Genomic DNA, 26720 nt, shown 5'->3' with positions numbered 1-26720 from the left:
CGCGCCGAAGCGGTTAATCAGGTCAAGCGAAGTTGAGGTTTGGCGGCTTTTCGAGAGCGGAAAGCCGCTAAACCCCACGCGGCGGCTGATCCCTCGGCAGCTTGGCGTTAACCATTGTCCGAAAGGATTGGCGCGGATGCTTATCCGGTAAATCGCGCGATAAAGAACCCGTCCATTCCGCCGCTGTCAGCCAGAAGGCCGGGATTGGTACGGACCCAACCTTCTGGCGTCGGCGTGATGCCGGAAGGCAGTTCATCGGGTGCAATCGGATCGGGTTTGAGGTCGCATCCCGCGGCAATATCCTCACCCTCTTCGCGTTCGAGCGAGCAGACCGCGTAGACCAGCCGCCCACCCGGCGCGAGCCAGTTGGCGGCGCGGTCCAGAAGCTGCTTCTGCAGCAGCGCCATCGCCTCGATCTGGCGCGGGCCGATGCGGTGGATCACGTCGGGATTGCGACGACAGGTGCCGGTCGCGGTGCAGGGCGCGTCGAGCAGGATGGCGTCGTACAATCCGTCCGGCTCCCACCCCATCGCGTCGGCCTCCACTATCTCGGCTGACAATCCGGTGCGCTCCAGATTTTGCCGCAACCGCTCCAGACGACGCGAGGAATTGTCGAGCGAGGTGACCTTCCATCCGGCGTTGGCCAGTTGCAGCGTCTTTCCTCCCGGCGCGGCGCACAGGTCGAGAACGCGGCGACCCTCGCCCGCACCCAGCAGGCGCGCAGGCAGCGAGGCAGCCAGATCCTGCACCCACCATGCGCCTTCATCGAAGCCGGGCAGGTTTTCGACCGCCGCCCCGCGTGGCAACCGCCGATGGAGCGGAGCAAGGCTTTCGCCCTCAGGTACATCCGCGGAATCTTCGGAGCGCAGCGTCAGGTCGAGTGGCGGCGGTTCGGCAATACCGGCAGCAATCGCCCCTGCCCGCTCACCCCAGCGCTCGGCAACGTCTTGTGGCAGTGTCGGTAGATGCGGCAGCCTGGCTTCGCCGCGCGTGAGCGTTGCGAAGACGCCATGCGCCAACCGTTTCGGGCCGCCAGCCAGTAGCGGCAGAGCAGTGGCGATCACCGCATGTGGCGGCGTATCGAGCCGCAGCCATTGGGCGAGCATCATGCGCAGCACCATGCGTGGCTTGGCATCATCAGGCAGCGGCTTGGCGGTGGCGGAATCGATCAGCGCGTCGAGATCGGTCAGCCAGCGCAGCACTTCGCCCGCAATTGCACGCGCCAGCGCGCGGTCGGCAAAACTGGGCAGGCCATTGGCCGCGCCGCCCGCCTGCTCCATCGTTTCGCCACGGCGCAGCACCGCGTCGAGCATCTTGAGCGCGGCCTTGCGCGCACCACTTCCGGGAACCGTTTCCATCGGCATGGCCCTAGGGCCAGTTGCCATGAAGCGCCAGCCGTCCCATGTTATGCGCCATGACAAAGCGCGCAACCAAACGCCCTGAAGGCTTCACCAAGCCTGCCTACTGGACCAATGATCCGGCTCCCAAACCGGAAAAAGGGGAGGTGGACGAAGAATTAAGTCCCACGCGTTATGGTGACTGGGTGAGCAAGGGCATCGCGATCGATTTCTAGCCTGCGCGATCGTCTTTTCTGGTTTCTGGCGTTTCACGATATTCAGGCGCCGGACCGAAAATCTTCTCCCAATCGATGCGAGCGAACGCAATAAGCGCCGCCAACAGCACGATCTGCAACCCGATACCGAGCGGGCTGGTGAGCGAATCGCTGAAGGCTTCGCCGATGCTCGAATGTGCGATCAGTTCAGCCGACCCCGCGTAGATCGTATAGGAAACAAGCCGCCCGGCGAAAAATGCGAAGGTGAACGCGGCAAGCGGCACGCCCGCCAGTCCGACCGCTGCAAATAGCTGTGCCGACGGTACGGGAGACACGGCAAAAAGCGCAAGTCCGGCGATACCGTGGCGCTTTCGCGCCAGAAAAGCGGCCCGCACGGCGGCCAGATTGCGGCGGGTTTTTTGCGAGACATAATTCGACAGCAAGCGAAAGCCGTGCGCCAGTGTGAAGCGGCCCAGTGCAGCAGCGAGCGCGCCGGTAAGGACGATGCTGGCCAGCGGCAGGTCGGAATTCAGACCGAACAGCACGATGATCGACCACGTGGGCGGGCCAAATGCGGGCAGCAGATTTATCCCGAAAACCACTGCAAAGAGAATGAGATACGTTGTCATGGCAGTGATTTGGGCGGATCAGATCCACCCGCCGAGTTCGCGCCGCACTATGGCCTCGATCATGTCCATCCCCGGTTCGCGCGCATTGAGACATTCAAGCGTGGCGAATTTCTCTCCGCCCGCTTCGAGGAAAGCATCGCGGCCTTGGATCGCCAGTTCTTCCAGCGTTTCGAGGCAATCGGCGGAGAAGCCTGGTGCCACGATGGCGAGACGCTTTGTGCCCTTCGCAGCCTCTTCCAGAATTGTCTCGTCCGTCGCGGGCTCAAGCCACTTGGCGGGGCCGAAACGGCTCTGGAAGGTCGCCTTCATGCGAATGTCGGGCCGCGCAAGTGCTTCGGTCAGCAGTCGCGCAGTTTTCTGGCAGTGGCAGTGATAGGGATCGCCAAATTGGAGCGTCCGCTTGGGCATTCCGTGGAAGCTCAACAACAGCACCTCGGGCGTGAAGGCCAATGCGTCCAATTGCGCGCCGACATCCTTTGCCAGCGCACTGATAAACAGCGGATCATCATGGTAAGGCGGCATGGTGCGCATGGCGGGTTGCCAGCGCTGTTTGCGCAGCCAGTCGCCCGCCTTGTCGACCACTGTGGCGGACGTCGCGGCGCAATATTGCGGATACATAGGCGCGAGCAAGATACGCTCACAGCCCGATGCCTTCATCGCATCGAGCGTTGGCCCGATTGCCGGTTCACCATAGCGCATCGCCCAGTCGACCAGCACCGCATCGCCCAGCCGCGCCTGCAACTTCTTGGCCTGTTCTGCCGTAATGACAGCGAGCGGGGAGCCTTCCTCGGTCCACACTTCGCGGTAGGCGGCAGCGCTCTTCTTGGGGCGCGTATTGAGGATTATGCCGCGCAGGATCGGCTGCCATGCAATTTGCGGGATCTCGACCACCCGCCGGTCCGACAGGAATTCACCCAGATAGCGCCGCACCGCACCTGTTTGGGGCGCTTGCGGCGTACCGAGATTGACCAGCAGAACGCCAACACGCCCGGTCTTCACCGCCTTGTGGTCGGCAGGGAGTTGCGGAGGCTGGCCGGAAAACGCGCTTGTCATGCCGCAGCCGATAGCAGCGGCAGGCGACGAAGGCGAAGTCCGGTCGCGCTGAAGAAAGCGTTGGCCACCGCAGGAGCGACGGGTGGAACGCCGATCTCGCCCGGGTCGAATGGCTCAGCTTCGCTTTGCACCAGTTCGACGGTGATTTCGGGACAGTCGGCAAGCGTCGGCAGTCCGAGCGCGGCAAGACGCTGGTGCGTGGGCAGGCCCTCGGCATATTCGGTGCCACCGCCCAGCGCCATCGCGAGGCCGAAGACCAGTCCGCCCTCGATCTGCTGGAGCGCGATATCGTGATTGACCACGCGCCCGATATTCACCGCAGCGTATATTTGCCGGACGCGCACGCCGCCCTCGCCGGCGCTTGCCTGCGCGACCACGGCGATCCGGCCCGTGGCATCGCCCAGATCCATGCGGTGGCAGGCGATGCCCTGTCCGCTGCCCTGTCGTCCGCCATCCCATTGCGCCAGTCGCGCGGCACGTTGCAGCACATCGACCATCAGTGCGTCCTGCCCGAGCATGGCGATGCGGTAGGACAATGGTTCACGATCATGCCGCAACGCGACTTCATCGATAAAGCTCTCGCGGAAAAAGCAGGTGTAGCCATGCGCCCCGCCGCGCATCCGCGCCGTGGGCAAGTCGAGTTTTACCGCGATGTGCTCCACCGACATGTCGAGGATGGCATAGGATTGGGCGAGCCCTTCCACCGCCATCGGGTCGGCTTCACCCGCGGCTTCGTCAACAGCGGCCCAGGCGGCGCTATTGTCGAACAGCCGGCGGCCGAATTCGGGCATGGTCGAAGGGGTCGCGATGCGCGCACGCATCCGCTGGATCGTGCCTTCCTGCCCCAGTTCCGCACCCAGCAGCGCCGCCACCGGGGCACGCGGGTAGCTGGCGAGATGTTCCTGCCAGCGCGACCAGGTGAGTTGCACCGGACGCCCAGCCTCGCGCGCCAGCAACGCCACTTCGATGGCCACCTGATTGTCCAGACGCCGGTCAAAACTGCCACCTGCCGCGACCGGATAAAGCACGACCTTGCCCGCCGACATGCCGAGCGCCTTGGCCGCCGCATCGCGGGCAGCCTCGGGCGTCTGCGTGGGCATCCACAGCTCGAGCAAGCCGTCGGAAAGCCGCGCGGTCGCGGTCGTGGTTTCGAGCGGGGCGTGCAATGCCGGCGACACGTCATAGCGCAGCGCAAAATCGGGCGAATAGCCTTCCACGCCAGCACCGCGTGTCTCGACAAGCGCGGGCGCGCCGCTCCGAACAGCGTCATCGAGCGCGGTCACGATTTCGGCGCTGTCGACCGGGCGCTCCACTGCAAAGCGAGGCGCGATTCGGCGCAATGCCTCTTCCGCCGCCCACCAATTGTCCGCCAGCGCCGCCAGCCAGCGCTTGCCGCGCACCAGCTTGATCAGGCCCTGCTGTCCCGAGGCGAGGCTTGCGTCGAAATCGAGCAATTCGGACTTGTCCATCGGTCCATGGCGAATGGCGGCGTGGACCATATCGGGCAGGCGCACATCGGCGGCGAATGTATAGCTGCCATCGACCTTGCTCGGCAGGTCCAGGCGCGGCCAGTTGAGGATGCGCTCTCCGGCTGTTTCTTCGCCGAACGGCAGGCGTGCCTCTGCTGGCACTTCGGGCCGCAAGGGTGGCGGATCGGGCGGAGAAAATTGCGCAGCTTCGAGCGCCAGTTCGGCAAAGCTGGCGCGCTTGTCATCGTGATAGATAAAGCCGTTTTCAGCCCGGCATTGCTCCCACGCTACGTCCCATCGGTCCGCCGCGGCCATCGCCAGCGCCGTGCGGGCGGCGGCTCCGGCATTGCGGCAGGCGGCTTCATAAGCGGCGAGCGATGTGCCTTCTGCCGTCACGGTAAAGCGATTGTCCTGCGCCCAGCGCGTCAGCAACATGTCGTCGGTCTCGTCCGCCAGCGCGGGAATGAGCGGACGGCGCAATGCAGACCAGCGCACGGCGAGCGGAATATTGGCATAGGCGCCGCTGACAGGTGCGGGCTCGACCGCAACCTGCCGCCAGTCCGCGCCAAGTTCCATCGCCACGATCTGCGGCAGCAAACTGGTGACGCCCTGCCCCATTTCGAGCTGCGGCACGGCCACCGTCACCACGCCATCATCGGCGATCTTGAGCCAGGCATCGAAAGCCACTTCGCCCGGGCCGGGCGCGAGCGGATTGTCGAAGCTGCGCGGCATCAGACCCCAGGCGACGAGCAATCCGCCGCCGACCGCCGCCCCGACGAGAACTCCGCGCCGCGAAATGTTCATGCGCGCACCTTCAAGCGACCTGCTCCAGCCAGGCTTTCAACTGCGCGGCGATGCCGGTGAAGGGTTTGCCAAACTCGCCATCGCCCGATGCCGGAGGCTGTCCGCCGTCGCTCGCGCTGCGGATTTCCATCGCCAGCGGCACACGGCCAAGGAACGGGACGCCGAGCTTGCTGGCGGCGGTTTCCGCACCGCCCTGCCCGAACGGCTCGCTCACTTCGCCGCAATGCGGACAGAGATAGCCCGCCATGTTCTCGACAATGCCGATCATCGGTATCTTGGCCTGCTCGAACAGGTCGATTGCGCGGGTCGCGTCGATCAGTGCGAGGTCCTGCGGGGTGGAGACGACCAGCGCGCCGGTCGGCTTGAATTTCTGCATCATGGTCAACTGCACATCGCCGGTGCCGGGCGGCAGGTCGACCAGCAGCAGCTCGGTCTCACCCCAGTCGGCGTCCATCAACTGGCCTAGCGCGCTGCCCACCATTGGCCCCCGCCATGCAATCGCCTTACCCGGTTCGACCAGCTGGCCCATCGACACGAACTTCACCCCGAACTCGCTGTCATGCGGGATCAGAGTCTTGCCCTCCGCCCGCAGCTTGCTGTCTGCGCCGCCCAGCAATGTCGCCTGCGAGGGGCCGTAGATATCGGCATCGACCACGCCGACCTTCATGCCCATTTTCGCCAGCGCAACCGCGAGGTTGGTGGTGAGCGTCGACTTGCCGACCCCGCCCTTGCCCGAACCGACCGTGACGATCTTGCGCGCGACCTTGTCTGCCATCAGCGCGACGCGCACTTCGGACACGCCTTCGACCGCGCCGACGGACTCTTCCAGCTCGCGCTGCAACTGGGCCGCGGCGGAACGGCCTAGCCCGCTGGCATCGGCCACAAGGGTCGCCACGCCATCGCGCAAGGTAACGGATCGGACCATGCCCGAAAGTTCGGCCGGGATGGCTGTCCGGATGGCTGTATCAGTGCTCATGGCAAGGCGTGCTAGCGGCTCTGCAGCGCGCGGTCAGCAATTTTGCGCCGCATAACCCCTGTTTTTTGTCGAACGGCTACCTATAGAAGGGTGCATGGAAAAAACGGGCGGTTTTATCGAAAGAATTGGGCTGGCTATGGCTGGCAAGCGCAACCCATGGGGCAAACCCTCTGGCGGTGGCGGAAATGATGGCGGCGACGGGGATGGCCCCGGAGACGGACCGGACGGCGGATCGGATGGCGGCGATGACGAACCACGCGGTCCACGCAATCCGTGGTTGCCCGGTGGCGGCGGTGGTGAGGGAGACCGTCCGCGCCGCTCGGCCAATATCGAAGATATCTTCCGTAGCCGTGGCCCCGAAGGCCCGCGTCGCGGTGGCAGCGGTGGTGGCGGTCCAAACTTCCGCATGCCGCAGCGGCCCGGTGGCGGTAGCTGGTTCCCGATTGCCATGGCGGTTATTGCCGGCATCTGGGTCGTGACCACTTCAGTGCATCAGGTGCAGCCGTCCGAAAAAGGATTCAAGACCTGGCTTGGCGGGCAATATGCGGGTGATCTTCAGCCCGGCCTGAATTTCACATTCCCTTATCCGATCCAGACGGTGGACATCGAGAATACCGACGAAGTGCGGCGCAATACGATAGGTGAAGGCGGGGAGAATTTGATCCTTACCGGCGACCAGAACCTGGTCGACCTGTCGTATCTCGTGCGCTGGCGGATTACCGATCTGGTGCAATACCGCTTTGAACTGGCAGAGCCCGAGGAAACCGTGGTGGAAGTTGCCGAAGCGGCGATGCGCGCTGCCGTGGCGGAGACCACGCTCGACAACATCCTGTCGGGTGAAGGCCGCGCCGAAGCCGAGTTGCGCGTTCGCACGCGAATGCAGACCATTCTCGATGCCTATGGCTCGGGCATTTCGGTCCAGGGTGTGGACATCGCCCGGACAGAAGCGCCCGAACAGGTGATCGACGCCTTCAACGATGTGCTTGCAGCGCGGCAGAACCGCGAGCAGGCGCTGAACCAGGCGCGTCGCTACGAACAGCAGGTGCTGGCACAGGCGCAAGGATCTGCGGCCGAATTCAACGAAATCTACGAGCAATATCGCCTCGCTCCCGAAGTGACGCGGCGACGCCTTTATTACGAGACCATGGAGACGGTGCTGCGCGGGACCGATAAGACAATCATCGAAGCGGATGGCGTGACGCCTTACCTGCCGCTGCCCGAAGTGCGTCGTCGCTCGCAAAACAATAACTCGCTGACGGTTACCCCGCAGGAGGGCCAGTAACATGGAAACGATCTGGCAAAACTACCGGTCGTCGGTGATTGCGGTGGCAGTTGCGATAGTCGTATTACTCAGCGTCACGGTCATCGTGCCGGAAACGCATCAAGGCGTGGTCATCAGGGCGGGTGAACCGCACCGCGTGATCAACCGATTCGACCCGGCCGAAGAATTCGGTGAAACCGGCGCCGGCGTGACGTGGCGCTTACCGTTCTATGAGCGGGTCCAGTTCGTCGATCGCCGAATTCGTGATCTCGACATGGATGGCGAAACCGTCCTCTCGCGTGACCAGCAGCGGCTCGAAGTGAACGCTTATGCGCGTTTCCGCATCTTCGACCCGGTGCTGTTCGTCGAACGTGCGCAGACCGAAGACAATCTGACCGACCAGCTCGAACCGATCCTGAACTCCGCCCTGCGGCAGGAACTGGGCCGGCGGACATTCGCCAGCCTGCTGACGGCAGAGCGCGGCAATGCGATGACCAACATTCGCGACGCGCTCGATGGCGAAGCTCGCGGCTATGGCGCGCAGATCATCGACGTGCGGATCAAGCGTGCCGACCTGCCCGAAGGTCGCCCGCTCAACGCAGCGTTCGAACGGATGCGGTCGGAACGGCAGGAAGAAGCCGAAACGATCCGTGCCGGTGGCCGCCGCGATGCGCAGATCATTCGTGCAGAAGCGGCTGCGACCGCAGCAGAGATCTATGCCGAGGCCTATAACCAGGACCCGGGTTTCTATGATTTCTACCGTGCCATGGAAAGCTACCGCGTAACATTCGGTCCGGCCCGCGAGGGTGAGCAGAATGTCGGCGAAAGCTCTGTAATCCTGAGTGAAGACAATGATTACCTGCGCCAGTTCCAGGGTCGTCGATAGTAGCGATTACATCTGTCGTTAAAGAGCGGTTCAGCCGCTTTGCGCTGCAGATGAGCCAAGGGACGGAAACAGTATTGAACATAGAGGATAACAAGGACGTGAAGCCAGTGCGCTATTCCTACGGTATCACCTCGGCCCTGCTAGTCGGCGGGGCGGCCATCTCACTGATCACAGGCAACCCGACCTGGGCACAGGTCGCGCAAAACGACCGCACCGAAATGACCAATGTGGTCCCGCGTGCGGGCGCTCCGGCGAGCTTTGCCGACCTGACCGAGCAATTGCAGCCCGCCGTGGTCAATATCTCCACCCGCCAGTCGATCACGGTCGAACAGCAGGCCAACCCGTTCCAGGGCACGCCCTTCGGCCAGTTCTTCCAGCGTCGACAGCAAGGCCCCAGCACGCCGCAAACGCGGCAGGCGACCTCGCTCGGTTCGGGCTTCCTCGTGTCGGCTGACGGATACCTCGTCACCAACAACCACGTTGTCTCGCCCGATGCGCGTGCGACGCTGGAAGAGGTGACGGTGACGCTGCCCGATGGCACCGAATACGAAGCCGAAGTGGTCGGCACCGACGCGCAGAGCGACCTTGCCGTGCTCAAGATTTCGCGCGCCGAGCCGTTTCCCTTTGTCCGCTTCGGCAATTCCAGCGAAGCCCGCGTGGGCGACTGGGTCATTGCCATCGGCAACCCGTTCGGCCTTGGCGGAACGGTGACGAGCGGTATCGTTTCGTCGGTGCTGCGTAATGTCGGCTCAGGCGCCTACGACCGCTATATCCAGACCGATGCGGCGATAAATCGCGGCAATTCGGGCGGCCCGCTGTTCGACATGCAGGGCAATGTCATCGGCATCAACAACGCCATCCTTTCGCCTTCGGGCGGCAGTGTCGGGATCGGCCTTGCCATTCCCGCCGAAGTGGCCGAGCCAATCGTCAACCAGCTGATCGCGGGCGAGGAAATCCAGCGCGGTTACCTCGGCGTGCAGATCCAGCCGGTCAATGATGACATCGCCGAAGCCCTCGGTATTGCGCGCAATCGCGGCGAACTGGTGCAGATGGTGCAACCCGGCGAGCCTGCTGCAGAAGCCGGCCTGCGCGCCGGTGACGTGGTGCTCTCGGTCAACAACCAGGACATCACGCCCGACCGCACGCTGTCCTTCATCGTTGCCAATATCGCGCCGGGCACTTCGGTCCCGCTCACTTACCTGCGCGACGGCGAACGCCGCCGCGTCAATATCACCGTGGGCCGCCGTCCGAGCGAGGAAGAGCTGCGCCAGCAGCAGTTGTTCCAGAACGAGGACGAGGACGACCCCGGCATGGCGCCGAGCGGTTCGAGCAGCCTTGTCGAGGACGCACTGGGCATCCAGGCCATTCCGATCGATGCCACCATCGCGCGTCAGCTTGGCGTGTCCGCCGATACGCAGGGCCTTGCCATCACCGGCGTCGATCCCAACTCCGATGCCGCACGGCGCGGACTGGCTCGCGGTGTGATGATCCTGGCGGCCAATGGTCGTCCGGTCCCCACGCTCGACGCGCTTGAAGATGTGATTGCAAGCGCCCGGTCCGCCGGGCGCAGTGCAGTGCTGCTGCGGGTGCAGGCGCGTCGCGGTGTGGCAACTTCGATCCCGGTCCGCCTGAACGACGACTAGGCCAGTTGGTCCGACGAACAAGAAAGCCCGGCACCGTCCAAACGGTTGCCGGGCTTTTTGTTGTGCGATGCCGATTTAGTATCGTTGCTCGTTGATCACGTCGTCTGCCGGACGGCGTTGGCGAGGCCGATCATCGGGCAGGTCCTGTCCGGTCGCCTGCTCTAGGAAATCATCACTCGCCGCCTGCGGAGGCTTGCCCTGGCCCTGTCCGCCACGCTGGACATTGGGGCGCGGGCGGTTGGTAGGCTGGTCCATGCCGCGCGGATCGAGCGGATCGCGGGTCACGCCCTCACCTTCGCCCTCCACATCGAAGCCATCGCCCGGCGCGCGCTGTGTGCGCCCCGGTTCGACCAGATTGCCTTGTTCGTCGATGTAGTAATAATACTCGCCCTCTTCGCCGTAATAGAGCTCGTCATCGGGTTCCAATTGCCAGTCAGGCAGCTTGAGGTCGGTGTCGAATTCCTCCACCGGGCGATCGCGCACGGCGTAGCGCATGAAGGCGGCAAAGGCGCGCGCTGGTGCGGTGCCGCCCTGCAGGCCGCTGACTCGCGCATTGTCGTCACGGCCCATCCATACGCCCGTGGTTATCCCGCTGGAAAAGCCTACGAAATAGCCGTCGCGACTGGAATTGGTGGTGCCGGTCTTGCCTGCAACCGGTCGCCCGATCTGTGCAGCGCGCCCCGTCCCCGTGGCGACCGCCGTTTGCAACAGGTCGGTGATGCCCGCGGCCACATAGTCCGGCACCAAACGGTAGCTGCGCGCCGTCTGGTGGCGGTAAAGCTCCTCACCCTCAGCGGTGGTGACACGAAGTATGCCGTATGGCTCGACCGACTGCCCGCCCGCCGATACCGCACTGTAGGCGCGGGTCATGTCGAGCAAGCGCACTTCGGACGAACCCAGCACCATCGAGGGATAGGTCGAGATCGGCGTGGTTATGCCGAACCGGCGCGCCATGCTGGCGACATTGGAGAAGCCCACCTCGTTGCCAAGCTGCGCGGCAACCGAATTCTTCGAATAGGCAAAGGCAGTGCGCACATCGATCTGGCCCGCATAGCTGCCGCCCGAATTGCGCGGACTCCAGCCGTTGATCGTCACCGGCACATCCTGCACCTGGTCGTCTGGCGTATATCCCGCCTCCAGCGCCGCCAGATAGACGAACAGCTTGAACGATGAACCGGGCTGGCGCAGCGCGTCGGTGGCGCGGTTGTAATTGCTGGTCACGTAATCGGTCCCGCCGACCAGCGCGAGAATGGCACCGTCACGGTCGAGACTGACCATCGCGCCCTGCGCACCTTCGGGAGCATTGCTCTGCACGGCGGTGGTGGCCGCGCGCTGCATTCCGACGTCGATCGTGGTCCATACCTCGATTGGTTCGAATGTACCGTTGGGCAAGAGCAGGTCGAGCTGCGGCAAGGCCCAATCGGTGAAGTAGCGGATCGAATTCTGCCCCGCCACTTCGCGCAAGTTGACCGCTTCCACATCCACTTGCCGCGCCACTGCGGGATCGAGACCTCCGTAGCGCACCATCTGCCCGATCACGACATTCGCGCGGCCAACGGCGGCATCGACATCGGCTGTGGGGGAATAGCGGCTAGGCGCCTTCACCAGTCCGGCGATGATCGCGGCTTCTTCGAGGCTCAGTTCGCGCGCCGAATGGCTGAAGAAGGTGCGGCTGGCGCTGTCGATGCCATAGGCACCACCGCCGAAATAAACCTTGTTGAGATAAAGTTCGAGGATCTCGTCCTTGGTGAAATTCCATTCCAGCGCCATTGCCAGCACGGCTTCGCGCATCTTCCGGCCGAACGTCCGGTTGGAATTGAGAAAGACGTTGCGTGCCAATTGCTGCGTGATCGTGGACGTCGCGCTGACCTGCCGGTCTTCGCGGGTGGCGTTGTAAACCGCACGCGCAAGGCCCGCCGGATCGACGCCGAAATGCGAATAGAAGCGGTGATCCTCGACCGAGACCATCGCATCCTTCATCACCTGCGGTATTTCGTCGGCATCGAGCCATTGGCCATAGCTCGGCCCGATCTCGACAATCTCCGATCCGTCACGCGCGCGTACCAGGATGGTCTGCGCGTTCTGGCTCTGCTTGAGCGCGACGAAGGACGGCATGGACTGCGCCGCAAAATAAACCGAGGTGAACAGACCGATCGCACCAAGCAGGACCAGTGCGATACCAAAAATCGCCACCCGCTTCGTCCAGCGCCAGAGGTTGGCCTTCCAGCCGCGCGGCGCCGTGTCACGCATCTTCTGAGTACTGGAGCGTCTGCCCCGACGTCTGGCCATCAGCCTCTATTATCCTGCAACGAAACGCCCATCGCGCTCCTGCCACCCCTTTGGCGGGTCACTTTGCATATGACAAAAGTAATCTTGCGTGAACGGCTGACGCGATCAATCGTCCGCTTTATCCTCCGGTTCGAATTCCAGCGAGGCGCTGTTGATGCAAAAGCGCAGGCCTTCAGGCCCCGGCCCGTCGGGAAAGACATGGCCCAGATGGCCTTCGCAGCGCGCGCACACGACTTCGGTGCGGACCATGCCATGCGCGGTGTCGCGGTTCAGGTCGACAGCATCGCCGGCGGCAGGCGCAGTAAAGCTGGGCCAGCCCGATCCGCTGTCGTACTTGGTCTCGCTTTCGAACACAGGCAGGCCGCAGCCGGCGCATTTGTACATGCCGTCGGCCTTGTTCTTTTCATACTTGCCGGTGAAGGCCCGCTCGGTTCCCGCCTCGCGCAGGACATGATACTGCTCGGGAGACAGCTTTTCGCGCCATTCGGCTTCGGTGAGCTGGAATTTTTCTGGCATCATTTTCTCCTCAAGCGCCCGCTCCGGGCAAGGCGTTTTTGTCGGAGGTCAATATCGGTGAACCGAAGGCGTTCCGCAAGGCTGCTAAGCATTCACATCCGCGTAGTAGCGTGGCGGAGGGAGGCCTTCCATCTTCTGGCGCAGCAACGGGCCGAAACTGGGGCGGCTTTTCATGACGCGGTACCATTCATGCGCGCTATCATGGCCCGTCCAGTCCACATCGCCCAGATAGTCGACCACCGATACCTGCGCCGAAGCGGAGAAATCGGCGAGGCTCAATTGCGCGCCTGCCAGCCAGCGGCGATTGTCCACCAGCCAGTCGATGTAATCGAGATATTCGTGGAGCAGCCGCACCGCTTCGCGCAAGGTCCGGCTGTCAGGAGACTGTCGCAGCACCAGCCGCTTGCGCATCTTTTCGTGCAGCAGCGGCGCTGTAATGTCGTTGAAAAAGCTCTCGTCGAACAGCGCAACCAGCCGCCGCACTTCGGCCCGGGCGCGCGCAGAACCCATGATCAGCGGCCGATCATCTACCGTCTCTTCCAGATATTCGCAGATTGCCTGGCTGTCGATCAGGGTCATTTTCCTGCCCGGATCGTGCAACACGGGCACGCGGCCCGCCGGGTTCAGGCGGCGAAATTCCTCGCCCGCATCCCATGGATATAACGTGACCGGTTCATAGGCGATCGACTTCTCGCCCAGCACAAGCTGCACCTTGCGGCTGAATGGACAGAGCGGGAATTGATAAAGGTGCCACATGGTCGTCTTGCGCTATTGCCTCATGCACGCGCATCGGTCCAGCACCTCTACAAGGATTTACTCCGGTGATTTCACTTGCAGAATCACTCGGGCAATAATGCGAGACAGGCGGGCATGACATCGCCAATGCTGCCGCTGTCCCACAGGTCCTGCGCTTCGGCGCTCAGCGCCGCCTCGATCTGGACGCGGTCGAGCTGCGCTTCGTCCATCACCTGCGCGCTGGCACGGACGAAAAATTCCTCACCGCGATCGCGCATGTCGGGATATTGCAACGCATCGGCCTGGCCGTTCTCCTGTCCGTAAGCGACCATAGCAAAGGCCGCCGAACAGCGCACCAGCATCCGGTGCTGCAAGCTAAGCTGCGGGGCCGCCTGTTGCTCGGCGGGTTCCGGCGGAGCCGGTGCAACGGGCGCAGCGATCAGGGCGAGCAGGGGCACGATCCATGTCATGCGCGCACTCTTAGCAGGGCGATGTGAACGCTGGCTTCACGAAAGTGCTCGCCTGCAACCGGAAATAGCTTGAAGCCGCGATCACGGATGCGGATATGGGCGGCCAGAGGAGACGACATGACCGATTATCCCGAACTTCACCTGCTGATCGATGGCGAGCCTGTTTCCGGCGGCGGCCGCCAAACCGAAGAGGTTATCAACCCGGCAACCGAAGAAGTCCTGGGAACCCTGCCCCACGCATCCGGCGATGATCTGGACCGTGCGCTCGAAGCTGCGCAGCGCGGTTTCCACGAATGGCGCAAGACCTCTGCCGACAAGCGCGCGAGCATATTGACCAAGGCGGCAGCCCTGCTGCGGGAGCGCGCCGACGCCATCGGCGAAATGCTCACCCGCGAACAGGGCAAGCCGCTCGCCGAAGGTCGCGGCGAAGCGATGTATGCGGCCAATTTGATCGAATTCTACGCGCAGGAATGCAAGCGCATCTACGGCCGCACGCTGGTCCGCCCCGAAGGCGCGCGCGCCGAAGTGCAATATCACCCGGTCGGCCCGGTAGCCGGCTTTGCGCCGTGGAACTTCCCCGCGATCAACGTGATGCGCAAGATTGGCGGCGCCTTGGCGGCGGGCTGTTCGGTGATCGTCAAGCCGAGCGAGGAAACACCCGCCACCGGTATCGCGGTAGTGCAGGCACTGCTCGATGCAGGCGTGCCGGGCAGCGCGGTGCAATGCGTGTTCGGCGTGCCCAGCGATGTGAGCGAACACCTGCTCGGCTCTCCCATCATCCGCAAGCTGACCTTCACCGGCTCCACGCCGGTCGGCAAGCATCTGGCAAAACTGGCGGCGGAAGATCTCAAGATTACCACCATGGAACTGGGCGGACACGGCCCGGTGCTGGTGTTCGACGATTGCGACGTCGACAAGGCTGTCGACACGATGGCCGCCAACAAATTCCGCAATGCCGGACAGGTCTGTGTCAGCCCGACGCGCTTCCTGATCGAGGAAAGCGCGTTCGAACGCTTTCGCGACCGTTTTGCCGAGCGCGCCGCCGCCTTGTCGGTGGGCAATGGCATGGACAAGGGCACCGACATGGGCCCGATGGCCAATGCGCGCGGGCTCGACAATATCAGCAAGCTGATCGCCAATGCGAAAGACAAGGGCGGAACTTTGCTGACTGGCGGCGAGCGGATCGGCAACCAGGGTTTCTTCCACCAGCCGACCGTGCTGAGCGAAGTACCGCTCGACGCCGATATCATGAATGAAGAACCCTTCGGACCCGTCGCCATCCTCAACCCGATGTCGGGCGAAGAGGCGATGATCGAAGAGGCCAATCGCCTGCCCTATGGCCTTGCCGCCTATGCCTGGACCAACGATCCCGCGCGCCGCCGCCGCCTCGCCGCCGATGTCGAAGCCGGAATGCTGGCGATCAACACCGGCGGTGTCTCGACCGTCGATGCCCCGTTTGGCGGGGTCAAATGGTCGGGCTATGGCAGCGAAGATGGGCGCGAGGGCGTGATGGCATGCATGGTCGTGAAGGCTATTCACGAAGGCTAGGCGCAAGCTGGCCTTGAACTGCACTCAGGAGTATCATTCAGCCAAGCGCTCGGCCGGGATCGAGCCACACTTGCCACCAAGGACCATGTATCGATGAAAACCCGCGCCGCCGTTGCATTCGAACCGAAAAAGCCGCTCGAGATTGTCGAACTCGACCTCGAAGGCCCCAAGGCCGGCGAGGTGCTGGTCGAGATCATGGCGACGGGTATCTGCCACACTGATGCCTACACGCTGGACGGGTTGGACTCAGAAGGCCTGTTCCCGTCCGTGCTCGGCCATGAAGGTGCTGGCATTGTGCGCGAAGTGGGTGCGGGCGTTACTAGCGTTGTGCCGGGCGATCATGTTATCCCGCTCTACACGCCCGAGTGTCGCCAGTGCAAAATGTGCCTGTCGGGCAAGACCAATCTGTGCAGCGCCATCCGCGAGACACAGGGCAAGGGTCTGATGCCCGACGGAACCAGCCGGTTCAGCTACAAGGGTCAGACGATCTATCACTACATGGGCTGTTCGACCTTCTCGAACTTCACAGTCCTGCCCGAAATTGCCGTCGCCAAGATCCGTACCGACGCGCCGTTTGAAACCTCCTGCTACATTGGTTGCGGAGTGACGACGGGTGTGGGCGCGGTGGTGAATACGGCGCAGGTCAAGCCGGGCGACAATGTCGTGGTGTTCGGCCTTGGCGGCATTGGCCTCAATGTCATCCAGGGCGCGAAGATGGCGGGCGCGGACCGCATCGTGGGTGTCGATCTCAATCCGGCGAAAAAAGAATGGGGCGAGAAATTCGGCATGACCGATTTCGTCAATCCCAAGGAAACTTCGGATGTGGTCGCGCACCTTGTCGAACTGCTCGACGGCGGGGCGGATTACAGCTTTGACTGCACGGGCAATACCGATGTCATGCGCCAGGCGCTCGAATGCTGCCACAAGGGCTGGGGGACCTCGATCATCATCGGCGTGGCCGAAGCGGGCAAGGAAATCGCCACCCGTCCGTTCCAGCTGGTGACGGGCCGCAACTGGCGCGGCACCGCGTTCGGCGGAGCTAAGGGCCGCACCGATGTGCCCAAGATCGTCGACTGGTACATGAACGGCAAGATCGCAATCGACCCGATGATCACCCACACACTGACGCTCGACGAAATCAACAAAGGCTTCGACCTGATGCATTCGGGCGAAAGCATCCGCAGCGTGGTGGTGTATTGATGGGCCGAACGGTCAACCTCGAAGAGAAGTTCGCCACTTTCAGCGAGCATTGGGCACCGCGCATTGTTGGTCGGTATGAGGGGCATGAAGTGCGCATCGCCAAGCTAGACGGCGAATTCACTTGGCACAGCCACACGCATGACGAACTGTTCCTGCTGATTGAAGGCATGCTCGAAGTCGAATTTCGCGACCGAACGGAGACATTGCGCGCGGGCGAATTGCTGATCATCAAGGCGGGCGAGGAACACCGTCCCGTCGCCAACCATGGCGAAGCAAATCTGCTCTTGCTCGATCCCGCCGATGCACCCAATACTGGCGATCCCGCCACCGCGACGGTAGCCGTCGAAGCCTAGGAGAGAACCAATGTTCAGTCACATCATGGTCGGTACCAATGATATCGATAAGTCGAAGGCATTTTATACCAAGGTGTTGGGCGTTCTCGGCGCGGGCGAGCCGATGATGAACGAGTCCAAGAGCGGCCATATGCGCGCCTTCTTTATCCACGATGGCAGTATCTTCGCCCTTTCGCAGCCGATTGACGACCAGCCTGCGACATGCGCCAACGGCATGACCATCGGCTTTGCCTGCAATTCGCCCGAACAGGTGAAGGAATTGCACGATGCTGCCATCGCCGCGGGTGCGACCTCGATCGAGGATGCGCCTGGCCTGCGTGATGGCGGCGCGATGGGGCCGATGCATTTGTGCTATTTCCGCGATCTTGACGGACACAAGGTCTGCGGCATCCATCGTTCGCAGGGCTGACAATGGAGCATATCTCGACTTCGCGCTGCTTTGCGGGCGAACAGCAGGTCTGGCGGCACGACAGCGTCAGCACCGGCACACCGATGAATTTCGCCATCTACGTGCCCGATCACGATGAAGGCGCGAAGCTGCCGGTGATCTGGTGGCTGTCGGGCCTCACCTGCACGCATGAAAACGCGATGACCAAATGCGAATACAAGGCCGCTTGCGCCGAGCATGGCATCATCTTCGTCTGCCCGGACACAAGCCCGCGCGGCGAAGGCGTGCCCGATCACGAGGACTATGATTTCGGACAAGGCGCGGGCTTTTACGTCAATGCCACGCAAGACCCGTGGGCCGACCATTTCCAGATGCGCGCCTATATCGAGGAAGAGCTGCCCGGCATCGTCGCCGCCAATTTCCCGGTCGATATGGATCGGCAAGGCATTTCGGGCCATTCGATGGGCGGGCACGGCGCGCTGACGGTCAGCTTGCGCAACCCCGGCCGCTTCCGCTCGACCGGAGCCTTTGCCCCCATTGTCTCGCCGCTGAATTGTCCGTGGGGAGAGAAGGCGCTGACCGGCTATCTGGGCGATGATCGCGAGGCTTGGCGCGAATATGATTCGGTCGCGCTGATCGAGGATGGCGCGCGCATCGACAACATCCGCGTGGACCAGGGCACGGCAGACGAATGGCTGGACGAACAGCTCAAGACGCATTTGTTCGCCCGCGCCTGCGAGAGTGCCGGAATGGGCGCCGATATCCGGATGCACGAAGGTTACGATCATTCGTATTTCTTCGTGTCGACCTTCGTCGCCGACCAGATTGCTTGGCACGCCGAGCTGCTGAAGGGCTGAACCCCAAGCGAGTCACCAAAAAGCAACGATTTTGTGCTATGAAAGGTGCAAGCCGGAACCCAAACCGTTTTCCGGCGCTGGAGGTATATGGACTCCGTAATTGCATCCTGGCTGCCGCTTGGCTTTTTGGAAGCCGTTGCGGCCATGCCTTATGGCGAGCTGGCCGTCCCGGTCGTCATCGCCGTACTGACCGCGTCCATCATGACTTTCTCTATTCCCGGTGCCCTGACCCCTACCGCCTTCTTTAGCGGAATGCTTATGGGCTTTGGCGGCATTCTTGTCGTGGCGCTGGGCGCCGTGATCGGCAGCCATATCCTGTTGCTCGCTTCGCGTCGCTGGCTCTCTGGTTCGATGCAGCGCCGGTTCGGCACGCGGCTCGATGGCGTGCGCGACCATCTGGAAAAGCGCGGACCGATCTACGTCGCGGGCGCTCGCCTGTCGGGCGTGCCGCATGTGCTGATTACCGCCGGCTGCGCCGCCGCGCCGATCAGCGGGCGATCCTTCGCCGGAGCGACCTTGCTTGGCTTGATGCCTGCCATCGTGCTGGCTGTGGGCGCCGGATCGGCGATCTAGGGGTTTTAATCGCTAGCGACTCAACCTGAACACCGCGTGCTCGGCGCGCCAGTTGGCCCGCATTCCGCCAATCTCGCGGCCTCCGGCAAAGTACCAGCAATCCTCTACCGTCACGCCCTTGTCGGCGAGCAGCAGGTGGAAATCCTCGACTGTCAGGTGGTGGATGTTCTTGGTCGCGTACCAGCTCACCGGCAAATGGCGCACAACCGGCATCTTGCCGCCGAAAAGCAGCGCCATGCGCATCCGCCAATAGGCGAAATTGGGAAAGCTGACGAAGGCAGTGCCGCCCACGCGCAAAAGCTGGTCGAGCAACCAGTCGGGCCGCTCGGCGGTCTGCAGCGTCTGGCTGAGGATAGCCACATCGAACGCCTTGTCCGGATAATCGGCAAGGTCGCGATTGGCATCGCCCTGCACCACGGAAAGTCCGCGTGCGACGGCCCGTTCTACCTCTTCGGGGTCGATCTCGATCCCGCGCGCATCGACACCCTTGCTGCCCTGCAACTCCGCCATGAGCGCGCCATCGCCGCAGCCCACATCTAGCACGCGTGCGCCTTGTGGCACGTTCTGCGCAATTCGCGCCAGATCGGGTCGCAGCTCGCTCATCCGATAAAGCCTTTGACCACCCGGTCGAGCGCGGGCACGTCGAGCAGGAAGCTGTCGTGACCATAGGGCGCGCTGAGTTCGACGAAGCTGACCGGCGCAGCCACGGCGTTCAAGGCGTGGACCACCTCGCGCATGTCGGCGGTGGTGTAGAGCCAGTCGGTATCGAAACTGACGAGGCAGAAACGCGTGTCGCTCGCGCCCCGGAAGGCATTGGCGAGCAACCCGCCGTGCTCCTCTGCCAGATCGAAATAATCCATCGCGCGGGTGATGTAGAGATATGAGTTGGCATCGAAGCGGTCGGTGAAGCTGATGCCCTGATGGCGCAGATAGCTCTCGACCTGGAAATCGGCGTCGAAACCGAAGCTTTTCGCATCGCGATCCTGCAGGCGACGACCGAATTTCTCGGTCAGTCCGGCTTCGGAAAGATAGGTGATATGGGCCGCCATGCGCGCAACCGAGAGGCCCTTGTCGGGCGAATTCCCGCCGTAATAATTGCCGCCCTGCCAATCGGGATCGGCCATGATCGCCTGCCGCCCGACTTCGTGGAACGCGATATTTTGAGCGGAATGGCGCGCGGTTGTGGCGATGGCGAGGACGCGATTGGTGCGCTCAGGGAAATTGGCGGCGCAGGACAGCGCCTGCATCCCGCCCATTGATCCGCCGACAACGGCGTGAAGCGCCTCAATTCCCAGCACTTCAAGCAAGCGCATCTGCGCGCGAACCATGTCGCGGATGGTGATGACGGGGAAGGCCATTCCGAAGGGTGCACCATCGGCTCCGCTGCTCGCCGGGCCGGTCGAACCCATGCAACTGCCAAGAACATTGGCACAAATGACGTGGTAGCGATCGGTATCGACCGGCTTGCCGGGGCCGATCATCCGCTCCCACCAGCCCGGCTTGCCGGTCACGGGATGCTCGCTCGCCACGAACTGGTCGCCGGTCAGCGCGTGAAAGACGAGGATTGCGTTGTCACGCGCCTCGTTCAGCTCGCCATAGGTTTCAAACGCGATTTCCACGCCCGCCAGCTCGCGCCCGCTATCGAGCTCAAGCGGGTCGGGCAGTGCCTCTTTGCGAAAGGAAGTTGCGGTCTGACTGGCCATAATCTTTGCGAAATCGACTTGGGGGAGGCGTTGCAGGCTGTCAATCGTGCGCAAGGAGCGGTATGCGCCCTGCCCGTGACTGACGAGACCTCCAACACCCGCCCGCAGATGAAGCCCTATGTGGCAAAGATCCATGCCTATGTGCCGGGCAAGAGCAAGGCAAATGACGGCAAGCGGCTGGTAAAGCTGTCGGCGAACGAGAACCCGCTCGGCAGTTCGCCCGATGCGTTGGCCGCGCTCGCCCAGCCGAGCACGCCCAATGATTACCCCGATCCCGGTGCAACCGCGTTGCGCGAAGCAATCGGCAAGCTGCACGGGATCGCCCCCGCGCGCATCGTATGCGGCACAGGCTCGGACGAATTGCTCAACCTCGCCGCGCAGGCCTATGCCGGTGCAGGCGACGAGGTGCTGTTCAGCCGCCACAGCTTTGTCGTCTACGACATGGCCGCCAACAAGTGCGGCGCGGCGCCGGTGGAAGTGGCGGACAGCGACTATACCGCCGACGTCGATATCCTGCTGGATGCGGTGACCGGGCGGACGCGGGTGGTGTTCATCGCCAATCCCAACAACCCTACCGGCACGTTCCTGCCGCGCAGCGAGATCGAGCGACTGCACGCCGGATTGCCGGGCGATGTGCTGCTGGTGCTCGATCAGGCCTATGCCGAATATCTCGAGCCGGGCGAGGACGATGGCGGCATGGCGCTGGCAGAACGCGCGGACAATGTGCTCGTGACCCGCACCTTCTCGAAAATCTACGGATTGGCCGGAGAGCGTGTCGGCTGGGCGACCGGCGCACCGCATATCATCGATGCCCTGAACCGTATCCGGGGGCCGTTCAACGTCACTTCGAGCGGGCAGCGCGCCGCAATTGCGGCGGCAGGCGACCAGGCTTTCGTCGTCCGCAGCCGCGAGCACAACAAGGCAGAGCGCGAGCGTTTTGCGCAGCGCATTACCATGCTCGGCAATCGCGGGCTGGCGGTGGTGCCAAGCAAGGCAAATTTCGTGCTGGTTGCGTTCAAGGGTGATGTGACGGCCGAAACTGCGCTCAAAGCCATCGGCGAGGCCGGCTATGCCGTGCGCCACCTGCCCGGGCAGGGCCTTGGCGACTACCTGCGCATCACCATTGGCAAGCGCGGCGATATGGATGCGATTGCCGACCTGCTGGCTGACCTTACGGGCGGCACGAATGCCCTTTGACCGCGTCGCCATAATCGGCCTTGGCCTGCTCGGCGGATCGATCGGACTGGCGGTGCGAGAGCATCTGCCCGATGTGACAACCGTGGGTTATGACGCCGACCCCGATGTACGTGAAAGAGCGCGCGAACTGGGCCTTGCGCAAACCATCGCGGACGATCCGGCAGACGCGGTGCGCGGTGCCGATCTGGTCGTGTTGTGCGTGCCCGTGGGCGCCATGCGTGCTGCGGCAGAGGCTATCGCTACGGGCCTTTCACCCGATGCTATTGTCAGCGATGTCGGCTCTGCAAAGCAACGCGTGGGCAAGGCGCTGGCAGAGACGCTGCCGGGCCATCATGTCATCCCCGCACATCCGGTTGCCGGGACCGAACAATCCGGACCGGAAGCAGGGTTTGCCAGCCTGTTCCACCAGCGCTGGTGCATCATCACGCCGCCCGATGGCGCAGAAGATGCCAAGCTGGCCGCGCTGGTCGAATTCTGGCGCGCACTCGGCTCCACGGTCGAGGTAATGGATGCAGAGCATCACGACATGGTTCTAGCAGTGACGAGCCATATCCCGCACCTCATCGCCTATACGATCGTGGGGACGGCGAGCGACCTTGAAGAGGTGACGCGTAGCGAGGTTATCAAATATTCCGCCGGTGGTTTCCGCGACTTCACCCGCATCGCCGCGAGCGATCCGACAATGTGGCGTGATGTTTTCCTGCATAACAAGGACGCCGTGCTGGAAATGATGAAGCGTTTCGAGGCGGACCTTTGTGCGATGCGCGAAGCGATCGAAGCCGATGATGGCGAATCGATGTTTGACCTGTTCAGTCGCACCCGCGCCATTCGCCGTGGTATTCTCGAGCAGGGCCAGGACGATGCACGACCCGACTTCGGGCGCCACGATCACGATTAGGAGCTACCCATGACCGAACATGTCAACATCGCGCAGGACAATGGCGTTCTCACGCTGAGCCTGAACCGTCCTGACAAGAAAAACGCGCTGACCGACGCCATGTACGGCGCGCTGGCCGATGCGCTGGAGGCTGCGCAAGATGATCCGGCGGTGCGCGTGGTCGCCATCCGTGCGGAGGGCGATCTATTCTGCGCGGGCAATGACATTGGGGATTTCATGGCGGCGGGCGGCGAACACTCGGACCCCAACGTTTTCCGCTTCATTCGCCTGCTGGGCAAGGCGCGCAAGCCGCTGATTGCGGGCGTCCAGGGCAAGGCCGTTGGTATCGGCACCACCATGCTGCTGCATTGCGACTATGTCGTGCTGGCTGATGACGCGGTGCTGAGCACTCCCTTCGTCGGACTGGGCCTCGTCCCCGAAGCGGCATCGAGCATGATGCTGCCGCAACGCATCGGCCACCAGCGCGCCTTTGCGATGCTGGCGATGGGAGAAAGGGTGGCAGCCGAGAAAGCGTTCCAGCTTGGCCTTGCGAACGAGGTTGTGGCGCGGACCGCTCTTGACGAAGCGCTGCAAGCAATTGCGGCGCGGATCGCGCAACTGCCACCCGGCGCGGTTCAGGCGACCAAGGCCCTGATGCAGGACCCCGATACAGTGGCCGCCAAGATGGACGAGGAGATCGCCATTTTTTCGAAGCGCCTGCAAAGCCCCGAAGCGGCCGAGGCTTTTGCCGCTTTCATGCAGAAACGCGCACCCGACTTCTCGAAGTTCTCGTAACAGGCAGGTCGATCCGCGTGGTGATCAGACTTGCGGATCGACGCCGCGTTTCCACGCGACCAATCGCGGGCGGAATTCCTGACGGATTTCGTCGTTCTGGTTGAGCGTCACGCAATGCGCGACGACAAGACCGCGCCCCGGGCGTGAGCGGGAGGGGACAATTTCATCGATTGTCGCGGTTACGCGCAGCAGGTCGTCAGCGCGCGTCGCGCTCGGCCAGCGAAGCTCGCCGCCGCCGCCGATCACGCCGTTGGCGAGCGGCATGGTTTCGACCAGCAAGCGCATGGTGATGGCAGCCGTATGCCAGCCGCTCGCCGCAAGTCCGCGAAAATAGGTATCCTCGGCCGCAGCCGCATCAATATGGAATGGCTGCGGATCGTAATCGCGCGCGAACGCGACGATTTGATCTGCATCCATCGCATGGGTCGCACTCTCGAAAGTCTGGCCGACAGCCAGATCATCGAGATAGAGTTCATCCTGCGCCATGCTGCGTCTACTCCGCCGCGACGGCTTCCTTCTTGGAATGCTCCAACGTGGCAAGGAAACGTTCGGCATCCAGCGCGGCCATGCAGCCGGTGCCCGCTGCGGTCACCGCCTGGCGATAGGTGTGATCCATCACGTCGCCGCAAGCGAATACGCCCGGAATGCTGGTTTTCGGAGTGCCCGGCTCGACCAGCAGGTAACCGCCATCATCCATCGGCAGTTTGCCCTTGAACAATTCGGTCGCGGGCGCGTGGCCAATCGCGACGAATGCGCCGTCCACTTCAATTGTCGACCGTTCGCCGGTTTGCGTGTCGACAAGGTTGAGATGGCCGAGCGCGCCGTTTTCTCCGGCAGCAAAGCTCTCGACCGTCTTGTTCCACATCGGGGTGATCTTGTCGCTCGCGAACAGGCGGTCCTGCAGAATCTTCTCGCTGCGCAGCTCGTCGCGGCGGTGGATCAGGGTCACGTCGTCCGAATGGTTAGTGAGGTAAAGCGCTTCTTCGACCGCAGTGTTGCCGCCGCCGATCACCGCCACCTTCTTGCCGCGATAGAAGAAACCGTCACAGGTGGCGCAGGCGGACACGCCCTTGCCGCCCAGCTCGGCCTCGCCCGGAACGCCCAGCCATTTGGCCTGTGCGCCCGTCGCGATGACCAGCACATCGCCGATATACTCGTCGCCGCTGTCGCCGACTGCCCGGAAGGGCGAACCGTTCTCGAGATCGACGTCGACGATCGTGTCCCACTTCATGCGCGTGCCGACATGCTCGGCCTGCTTCTGCATCTGCTCCATCAGCCACGGGCCCTGGATCACATCGGCAAATCCGGGGTAATTCTCGACATCGGTGGTGATGGTCAGCTGGCCGCCGGGCTGAAGGCCCTGCACGACAATCGGCTCCATCCCCGCCCGCGCGCCATAGATGGCAGCGGAATAGCCGGCGGGGCCGGAGCCGATGATGAGCATGCGGGTAGTGTGGGTAGCCATTTTAGGTCGAATCCTTCGCGTGAAGGCTTCGACCTAGGAAGCGCATCGATTCGGTTCAAGCGATGCGCCGTGCTTCTCAACCATGTTCCCTCCGCAAGGGAAGTGCGAAACAGGCTAGCTGTTTCGGCGCGAACCCTTGTCAGCCATTTTCTTGACGAAGTAGCCGCCCGCCGCCAGGCCGAGCATCGTAGGCAGGCGCATACGTGCCAGCAGCGGTACTGAAAGCGCGCCGAGGACAGCACCTGTCGTGCCGCCAAGCTTGCGGGTTTCCTTGCTGAGCGCCGCGCCGACGCCGGCACCGATAATCTTGCCAATCATGTATTGTCTCCTTTCCCAGCAAACGGTTGGGAAAGGGATCGGGTTCCGGTCCGGACAGGACTGATAGCAAGAGTGATGGTGCCCCATTGATGACAGCAAAGGGTACTCTGATCGTTGTAGAATTTTTCTGCCGGAGTCCAGATCACTTGCCAAGGTCAGGTGAATGGCGGCTCTTGGGCAGTAAGCGGACTGAGCGCACCAGATAAAATAATCGACATAAGACCTTATCTGCGTGTTGTCGGGCCCATGATCGGGTCTGAAGCGTTACCCTTGCATGACCATCCACCACACGCGCTCGGGCCGCGGCAAGCCCCTATTGCTTGTCCACGGACTTGGCGGATCCAATTTTTCCTGGGACACGATCTCTCCGGCGCTTGCCCAGAAGAGAGATGTGATCGCCCTCGATCTGCCGGGGCACGGTCAGACTCCCGCGGAGTCCGACAGTGGTAGCTTCGATGGTCTGGCACGCGGTCTGGACGAATGGCTCGCTGCAGAGGATCTCGCAGGGATCGACATGGTCGGCAGTTCCCTGGGCGCTCGCCTGGTGCTCGAAATGGCGCGACGCGGCCGCGCCGGAGCGGTCGTCGCCTTGGATCCGGGTGGATTCTGGGATGGCTGGGAGCGCACGTTCTTCAAGACCACGATAACAGCTTCGATTGCCCTGGTTCGGGCCCTGCGACCGGCCCTGCCGGCCATTACCCGAAATGTCGTTGGCAGGACCGCGCTCATGGTCCAGCTCTCGGCAAGGCCGTGGTCGCTCGATCCCTTGCTGCTGTCGCGCGAACTCAGGTCCTTTGCGGATACGCCGACTTTTGATGCGCTTGTGAATGATCTTGCCGCCGGCCCGATGCAGGAAGGTTCTGCAAACACGAATGCTCCGCTCGTGATCGGTTGGGGCCGCAAGGACCGGCTGTGCCTTCCGCAGCAGGCGGAGCGCGCAATGGCAGCATTCCCGAAGGCAAGAATGCACTGGTTTGATCGTAGCGGACACTTTCCGATGTGGGATCAGCCAGAAGAAACAATCCGGTTGATCCTGGAGACCACTGGCTGACCGGCGGCGCGGCACGATGTGGCCAATCATGGCTGACCGCAGCGTCACCACACTGTCAGGCTTTTGATAATTGGGTTGTTGATATAAGTTTTTTTGATATTGCAGAGGCTTA

The 26720-nt window shown here is 62.8% G+C and carries 29 protein-coding genes; 14 read left to right on the top strand and 15 right to left on the bottom strand.

Translation table 11 applies throughout. The features are described from left to right. Nucleotides 1–140: 140 nt before the first annotated feature. Nucleotides 141–1385: an RsmB/NOP family class I SAM-dependent RNA methyltransferase gene (locus tag AAC850_RS10590; RefSeq protein WP_340588721.1), complete on the bottom strand. Its 1245-nt coding sequence runs from the start codon at nt 1383–1385 to the stop codon at nt 141–143. 29 nt (nt 1386–1414) lie between these two features. On the opposite strand from AAC850_RS10590, the gene AAC850_RS10585 reads away from it, so the two are divergent. Further along, entirely contained in the window at nt 1415–1573 is a 159-nt protein-coding gene (locus AAC850_RS10585; protein WP_340588720.1) for a DUF1674 domain-containing protein, read from the top strand. On the opposite strand, the gene AAC850_RS10580 is transcribed toward AAC850_RS10585, so the two are convergent. The 4 genes from AAC850_RS10580 to AAC850_RS10565 are packed head-to-tail and all read right to left on the bottom strand — an operon-like array spanning nt 1570 to nt 6483. Then, nucleotides 1570–2181 (bottom strand): hypothetical protein, encoded by a 612-nt coding sequence (locus AAC850_RS10580; RefSeq protein ID WP_340588719.1) that lies wholly within the window; start codon nt 2179–2181, stop codon nt 1570–1572. The two genes, AAC850_RS10585 and AAC850_RS10580, sit on opposite strands and share 4 nt — an antisense overlap. Before the next feature lie 18 nt (nt 2182–2199). Continuing rightward, nucleotides 2200–3234, bottom strand: a complete 1035-nt coding sequence (gene hemH / locus AAC850_RS10575; RefSeq protein WP_340588718.1) for a ferrochelatase — start codon at nt 3232–3234, stop codon at nt 2200–2202. Further along, a complete protein-coding gene (locus AAC850_RS10570; protein ID WP_340588717.1) occupies nt 3231–5507 on the bottom strand; it encodes a molybdopterin cofactor-binding domain-containing protein in 2277 nt (758 codons plus the stop codon). Before AAC850_RS10570 ends, hemH begins: the two co-directional genes overlap by 4 nt. Nucleotides 5508–5517: 10 nt before the next feature. After that, nucleotides 5518–6483, bottom strand: a complete 966-nt coding sequence (locus tag AAC850_RS10565) for an Mrp/NBP35 family ATP-binding protein (RefSeq protein WP_340588716.1) — start codon at nt 6481–6483, stop codon at nt 5518–5520. A gap of 94 nt (nt 6484–6577) precedes the next feature. On the opposite strand from AAC850_RS10565, the gene hflK reads away from it, so the two are divergent. The 3 genes from hflK (at nt 6578) to AAC850_RS10550 (ending at nt 10273) form a co-directional block, all read left to right on the top strand. After that, nucleotides 6578–7765 (top strand): protease modulator HflK, encoded by a 1188-nt coding sequence (hflK, locus tag AAC850_RS10560; protein ID WP_340588715.1) that lies wholly within the window; start codon nt 6578–6580, stop codon nt 7763–7765. Nucleotide 7766: 1 nt separating this feature from the next. Then, the gene (hflC, locus tag AAC850_RS10555; RefSeq protein WP_340588714.1) at nt 7767–8630 is read left to right on the top strand and encodes a protease modulator HflC; all 864 of its coding nucleotides are present in this window, start codon (nt 7767–7769) and stop codon (nt 8628–8630) included. 80 nt (nt 8631–8710) lie between these two features. Continuing rightward, a complete protein-coding gene (locus AAC850_RS10550) occupies nt 8711–10273 on the top strand; it encodes a Do family serine endopeptidase (RefSeq protein ID WP_340588955.1) in 1563 nt (520 codons plus the stop codon). 75 nt (nt 10274–10348) lie between these two features. Here the strand turns inward: AAC850_RS10550 and AAC850_RS10545 are convergent, their stop codons facing one another. The 5 genes from AAC850_RS10545 to AAC850_RS10525 all read right to left on the bottom strand — a co-directional run bounded on the left by AAC850_RS10545 (nt 10349) and on the right by AAC850_RS10525 (nt 14402). After that, nucleotides 10349–12523, bottom strand: coding sequence for a transglycosylase domain-containing protein (locus tag AAC850_RS10545; protein ID WP_340588713.1), 2175 nt, complete (start codon nt 12521–12523; stop codon nt 10349–10351). Nucleotides 12524–12667: 144 nt separating this feature from the next. Continuing rightward, nucleotides 12668–13078, bottom strand: coding sequence for a peptide-methionine (R)-S-oxide reductase MsrB (gene msrB / locus AAC850_RS10540; protein ID WP_340588712.1), 411 nt, complete (start codon nt 13076–13078; stop codon nt 12668–12670). An 84-nt stretch (nt 13079–13162) separates the two neighbouring features. Next, on the bottom strand, nt 13163–13834 hold the full coding sequence (locus AAC850_RS10535) for a glutathione S-transferase family protein (RefSeq protein ID WP_340588711.1): 672 nt from the start codon (nt 13832–13834) through the stop codon (nt 13163–13165). An 83-nt stretch (nt 13835–13917) separates the two neighbouring features. Next, nucleotides 13918–14283 carry a hypothetical protein gene (locus AAC850_RS10530; protein WP_340588710.1) on the bottom strand — a complete coding sequence of 122 codons (366 nt, stop codon included), beginning with the start codon at nt 14281–14283 and terminating at the stop codon, nt 13918–13920. Continuing rightward, a complete protein-coding gene (locus tag AAC850_RS10525) occupies nt 14280–14402 on the bottom strand; it encodes a hypothetical protein (protein ID WP_340588709.1) in 123 nt (40 codons plus the stop codon). Before AAC850_RS10525 ends, AAC850_RS10530 begins: the two co-directional genes overlap by 4 nt. Between AAC850_RS10525 and AAC850_RS10520 the strand changes: the two genes are divergently transcribed. The 6 genes from AAC850_RS10520 (at nt 14401) to AAC850_RS10495 (ending at nt 19202) form a co-directional block, all read left to right on the top strand. Continuing rightward, nucleotides 14401–15831, top strand: a complete 1431-nt coding sequence (locus AAC850_RS10520; RefSeq protein ID WP_340588708.1) for an NAD-dependent succinate-semialdehyde dehydrogenase — start codon at nt 14401–14403, stop codon at nt 15829–15831. The two genes, AAC850_RS10525 and AAC850_RS10520, sit on opposite strands and share 2 nt — an antisense overlap. A 93-nt stretch (nt 15832–15924) precedes the next feature. After that, on the top strand, nt 15925–17031 hold the full coding sequence (locus AAC850_RS10515; RefSeq protein WP_340588707.1) for an S-(hydroxymethyl)glutathione dehydrogenase/class III alcohol dehydrogenase: 1107 nt from the start codon (nt 15925–15927) through the stop codon (nt 17029–17031). Continuing rightward, a complete protein-coding gene (locus AAC850_RS10510) occupies nt 17031–17384 on the top strand; it encodes a cupin domain-containing protein (RefSeq protein WP_340588706.1) in 354 nt (117 codons plus the stop codon). Before AAC850_RS10515 ends, AAC850_RS10510 begins: the two co-directional genes overlap by 1 nt. Before the next feature lie 10 nt (nt 17385–17394). Beyond that, the gene (locus AAC850_RS10505; RefSeq protein ID WP_340588705.1) at nt 17395–17793 is read left to right on the top strand and encodes a VOC family protein; all 399 of its coding nucleotides are present in this window, start codon (nt 17395–17397) and stop codon (nt 17791–17793) included. A gap of 2 nt (nt 17794–17795) precedes the next feature. Next, entirely contained in the window at nt 17796–18629 is an 834-nt protein-coding gene (gene fghA / locus AAC850_RS10500; protein ID WP_422723195.1) for an S-formylglutathione hydrolase, read from the top strand. A gap of 87 nt (nt 18630–18716) precedes the next feature. After that, complete coding sequence (locus AAC850_RS10495; RefSeq protein WP_340588704.1) at nt 18717–19202, top strand: VTT domain-containing protein; 486 nt, start codon at nt 18717–18719, stop codon at nt 19200–19202. A 12-nt stretch (nt 19203–19214) separates the two neighbouring features. Here AAC850_RS10495 and metW read toward each other — a convergent pair whose 3' ends face one another. Together metW and metX are read right to left on the bottom strand one after the other, a co-directional pair. Continuing rightward, nucleotides 19215–19805: a methionine biosynthesis protein MetW gene (metW, locus tag AAC850_RS10490; protein WP_340588703.1), complete on the bottom strand. Its 591-nt coding sequence runs from the start codon at nt 19803–19805 to the stop codon at nt 19215–19217. Continuing rightward, a complete protein-coding gene (gene metX, locus AAC850_RS10485; RefSeq protein ID WP_340588702.1) occupies nt 19802–20905 on the bottom strand; it encodes a homoserine O-acetyltransferase MetX in 1104 nt (367 codons plus the stop codon). The genes metW and metX overlap by 4 nt, the downstream gene beginning before the upstream one ends. Nucleotides 20906–21013: 108 nt before the next feature. On the opposite strand from metX, the gene hisC reads away from it, so the two are divergent. The 3 genes from hisC to AAC850_RS10470 are packed head-to-tail and all read left to right on the top strand — an operon-like array spanning nt 21014 to nt 23774. Then, nucleotides 21014–22102 (top strand): histidinol-phosphate transaminase, encoded by a 1089-nt coding sequence (gene hisC, locus AAC850_RS10480; protein WP_340588953.1) that lies wholly within the window; start codon nt 21014–21016, stop codon nt 22100–22102. After that, nucleotides 22092–23000, top strand: a complete 909-nt coding sequence (locus tag AAC850_RS10475) for a prephenate/arogenate dehydrogenase family protein (protein WP_340588701.1) — start codon at nt 22092–22094, stop codon at nt 22998–23000. The genes hisC and AAC850_RS10475 overlap by 11 nt, the downstream gene beginning before the upstream one ends. Before the next feature lie 9 nt (nt 23001–23009). Next, a complete protein-coding gene (locus AAC850_RS10470; RefSeq protein WP_340588700.1) occupies nt 23010–23774 on the top strand; it encodes an enoyl-CoA hydratase in 765 nt (254 codons plus the stop codon). Between the two features lie 24 nt (nt 23775–23798). Here AAC850_RS10470 and AAC850_RS10465 read toward each other — a convergent pair whose 3' ends face one another. From AAC850_RS10465 to AAC850_RS10455, 3 genes are all read right to left on the bottom strand, one after another. Further along, nucleotides 23799–24260, bottom strand: a complete 462-nt coding sequence (locus tag AAC850_RS10465; protein WP_340588699.1) for a MaoC family dehydratase — start codon at nt 24258–24260, stop codon at nt 23799–23801. A gap of 7 nt (nt 24261–24267) precedes the next feature. Further along, nucleotides 24268–25239 carry a thioredoxin-disulfide reductase gene (trxB, locus tag AAC850_RS10460; RefSeq protein ID WP_340588698.1) on the bottom strand — a complete coding sequence of 324 codons (972 nt, stop codon included), beginning with the start codon at nt 25237–25239 and terminating at the stop codon, nt 24268–24270. A gap of 114 nt (nt 25240–25353) precedes the next feature. Then, complete coding sequence (locus AAC850_RS10455) at nt 25354–25557, bottom strand: hypothetical protein (protein ID WP_340588697.1); 204 nt, start codon at nt 25555–25557, stop codon at nt 25354–25356. A gap of 274 nt (nt 25558–25831) precedes the next feature. On the opposite strand from AAC850_RS10455, the gene AAC850_RS10450 reads away from it, so the two are divergent. Then, nucleotides 25832–26608 (top strand): alpha/beta fold hydrolase, encoded by a 777-nt coding sequence (locus AAC850_RS10450; RefSeq protein WP_340588696.1) that lies wholly within the window; start codon nt 25832–25834, stop codon nt 26606–26608. The last annotated feature ends 112 nt before the right edge of the window (nt 26609–26720 follow it).

The sequence above is a fragment of the Erythrobacter alti genome, assembly GCF_037996805.1.
GTDB lineage: Bacteria > Pseudomonadota > Alphaproteobacteria > Sphingomonadales > Sphingomonadaceae > Alteraurantiacibacter > Alteraurantiacibacter alti.
This window is presented reverse-complemented; position numbering and strand designations above follow the sequence as displayed.

Coding starts and splice junctions, on each gene's coding strand:
- AAC850_RS10590 (WP_340588721.1), bottom strand. CDS start 1,385: ATGGCAACTGGCCCTAGGGCCATGCCGATGGAAACGGTTCCCGGAAGT.
- AAC850_RS10585 (WP_340588720.1), top strand. CDS start 1,415: ATGACAAAGCGCGCAACCAAACGCCCTGAAGGCTTCACCAAGCCTGCC.
- AAC850_RS10580 (WP_340588719.1), bottom strand. CDS start 2,181: ATGACAACGTATCTCATTCTCTTTGCAGTGGTTTTCGGGATAAATCTG.
- hemH (WP_340588718.1), bottom strand. CDS start 3,234: ATGACAAGCGCGTTTTCCGGCCAGCCTCCGCAACTCCCTGCCGACCAC.
- AAC850_RS10570 (WP_340588717.1), bottom strand. CDS start 5,507: ATGAACATTTCGCGGCGCGGAGTTCTCGTCGGGGCGGCGGTCGGCGGC.
- AAC850_RS10565 (WP_340588716.1), bottom strand. CDS start 6,483: ATGAGCACTGATACAGCCATCCGGACAGCCATCCCGGCCGAACTTTCG.
- hflK (WP_340588715.1), top strand. CDS start 6,578: ATGGAAAAAACGGGCGGTTTTATCGAAAGAATTGGGCTGGCTATGGCT.
- hflC (WP_340588714.1), top strand. CDS start 7,767: ATGGAAACGATCTGGCAAAACTACCGGTCGTCGGTGATTGCGGTGGCA.
- AAC850_RS10545 (WP_340588713.1), bottom strand. CDS start 12,523: ATGCGTGACACGGCGCCGCGCGGCTGGAAGGCCAACCTCTGGCGCTGG.
- msrB (WP_340588712.1), bottom strand. CDS start 13,078: ATGCCAGAAAAATTCCAGCTCACCGAAGCCGAATGGCGCGAAAAGCTG.
- AAC850_RS10535 (WP_340588711.1), bottom strand. CDS start 13,834: ATGTGGCACCTTTATCAATTCCCGCTCTGTCCATTCAGCCGCAAGGTG.
- AAC850_RS10530 (WP_340588710.1), bottom strand. CDS start 14,283: ATGACATGGATCGTGCCCCTGCTCGCCCTGATCGCTGCGCCCGTTGCA.
- AAC850_RS10520 (WP_340588708.1), top strand. CDS start 14,401: ATGACCGATTATCCCGAACTTCACCTGCTGATCGATGGCGAGCCTGTT.
- AAC850_RS10525 (WP_340588709.1), bottom strand. CDS start 14,402: ATGTCGTCTCCTCTGGCCGCCCATATCCGCATCCGTGATCGCGGCTTC.
- AAC850_RS10515 (WP_340588707.1), top strand. CDS start 15,925: ATGAAAACCCGCGCCGCCGTTGCATTCGAACCGAAAAAGCCGCTCGAG.
- AAC850_RS10510 (WP_340588706.1), top strand. CDS start 17,031: ATGGGCCGAACGGTCAACCTCGAAGAGAAGTTCGCCACTTTCAGCGAG.
- AAC850_RS10505 (WP_340588705.1), top strand. CDS start 17,395: ATGTTCAGTCACATCATGGTCGGTACCAATGATATCGATAAGTCGAAG.
- fghA (WP_422723195.1), top strand. CDS start 17,796: ATGGAGCATATCTCGACTTCGCGCTGCTTTGCGGGCGAACAGCAGGTC.
- AAC850_RS10495 (WP_340588704.1), top strand. CDS start 18,717: ATGGACTCCGTAATTGCATCCTGGCTGCCGCTTGGCTTTTTGGAAGCC.
- metW (WP_340588703.1), bottom strand. CDS start 19,805: ATGAGCGAGCTGCGACCCGATCTGGCGCGAATTGCGCAGAACGTGCCA.
- metX (WP_340588702.1), bottom strand. CDS start 20,905: ATGGCCAGTCAGACCGCAACTTCCTTTCGCAAAGAGGCACTGCCCGAC.
- hisC (WP_340588953.1), top strand. CDS start 21,014: ATGAAGCCCTATGTGGCAAAGATCCATGCCTATGTGCCGGGCAAGAGC.
- AAC850_RS10475 (WP_340588701.1), top strand. CDS start 22,092: ATGCCCTTTGACCGCGTCGCCATAATCGGCCTTGGCCTGCTCGGCGGA.
- AAC850_RS10470 (WP_340588700.1), top strand. CDS start 23,010: ATGACCGAACATGTCAACATCGCGCAGGACAATGGCGTTCTCACGCTG.
- AAC850_RS10465 (WP_340588699.1), bottom strand. CDS start 24,260: ATGGCGCAGGATGAACTCTATCTCGATGATCTGGCTGTCGGCCAGACT.
- trxB (WP_340588698.1), bottom strand. CDS start 25,239: ATGGCTACCCACACTACCCGCATGCTCATCATCGGCTCCGGCCCCGCC.
- AAC850_RS10455 (WP_340588697.1), bottom strand. CDS start 25,557: ATGATTGGCAAGATTATCGGTGCCGGCGTCGGCGCGGCGCTCAGCAAG.
- AAC850_RS10450 (WP_340588696.1), top strand. CDS start 25,832: ATGACCATCCACCACACGCGCTCGGGCCGCGGCAAGCCCCTATTGCTT.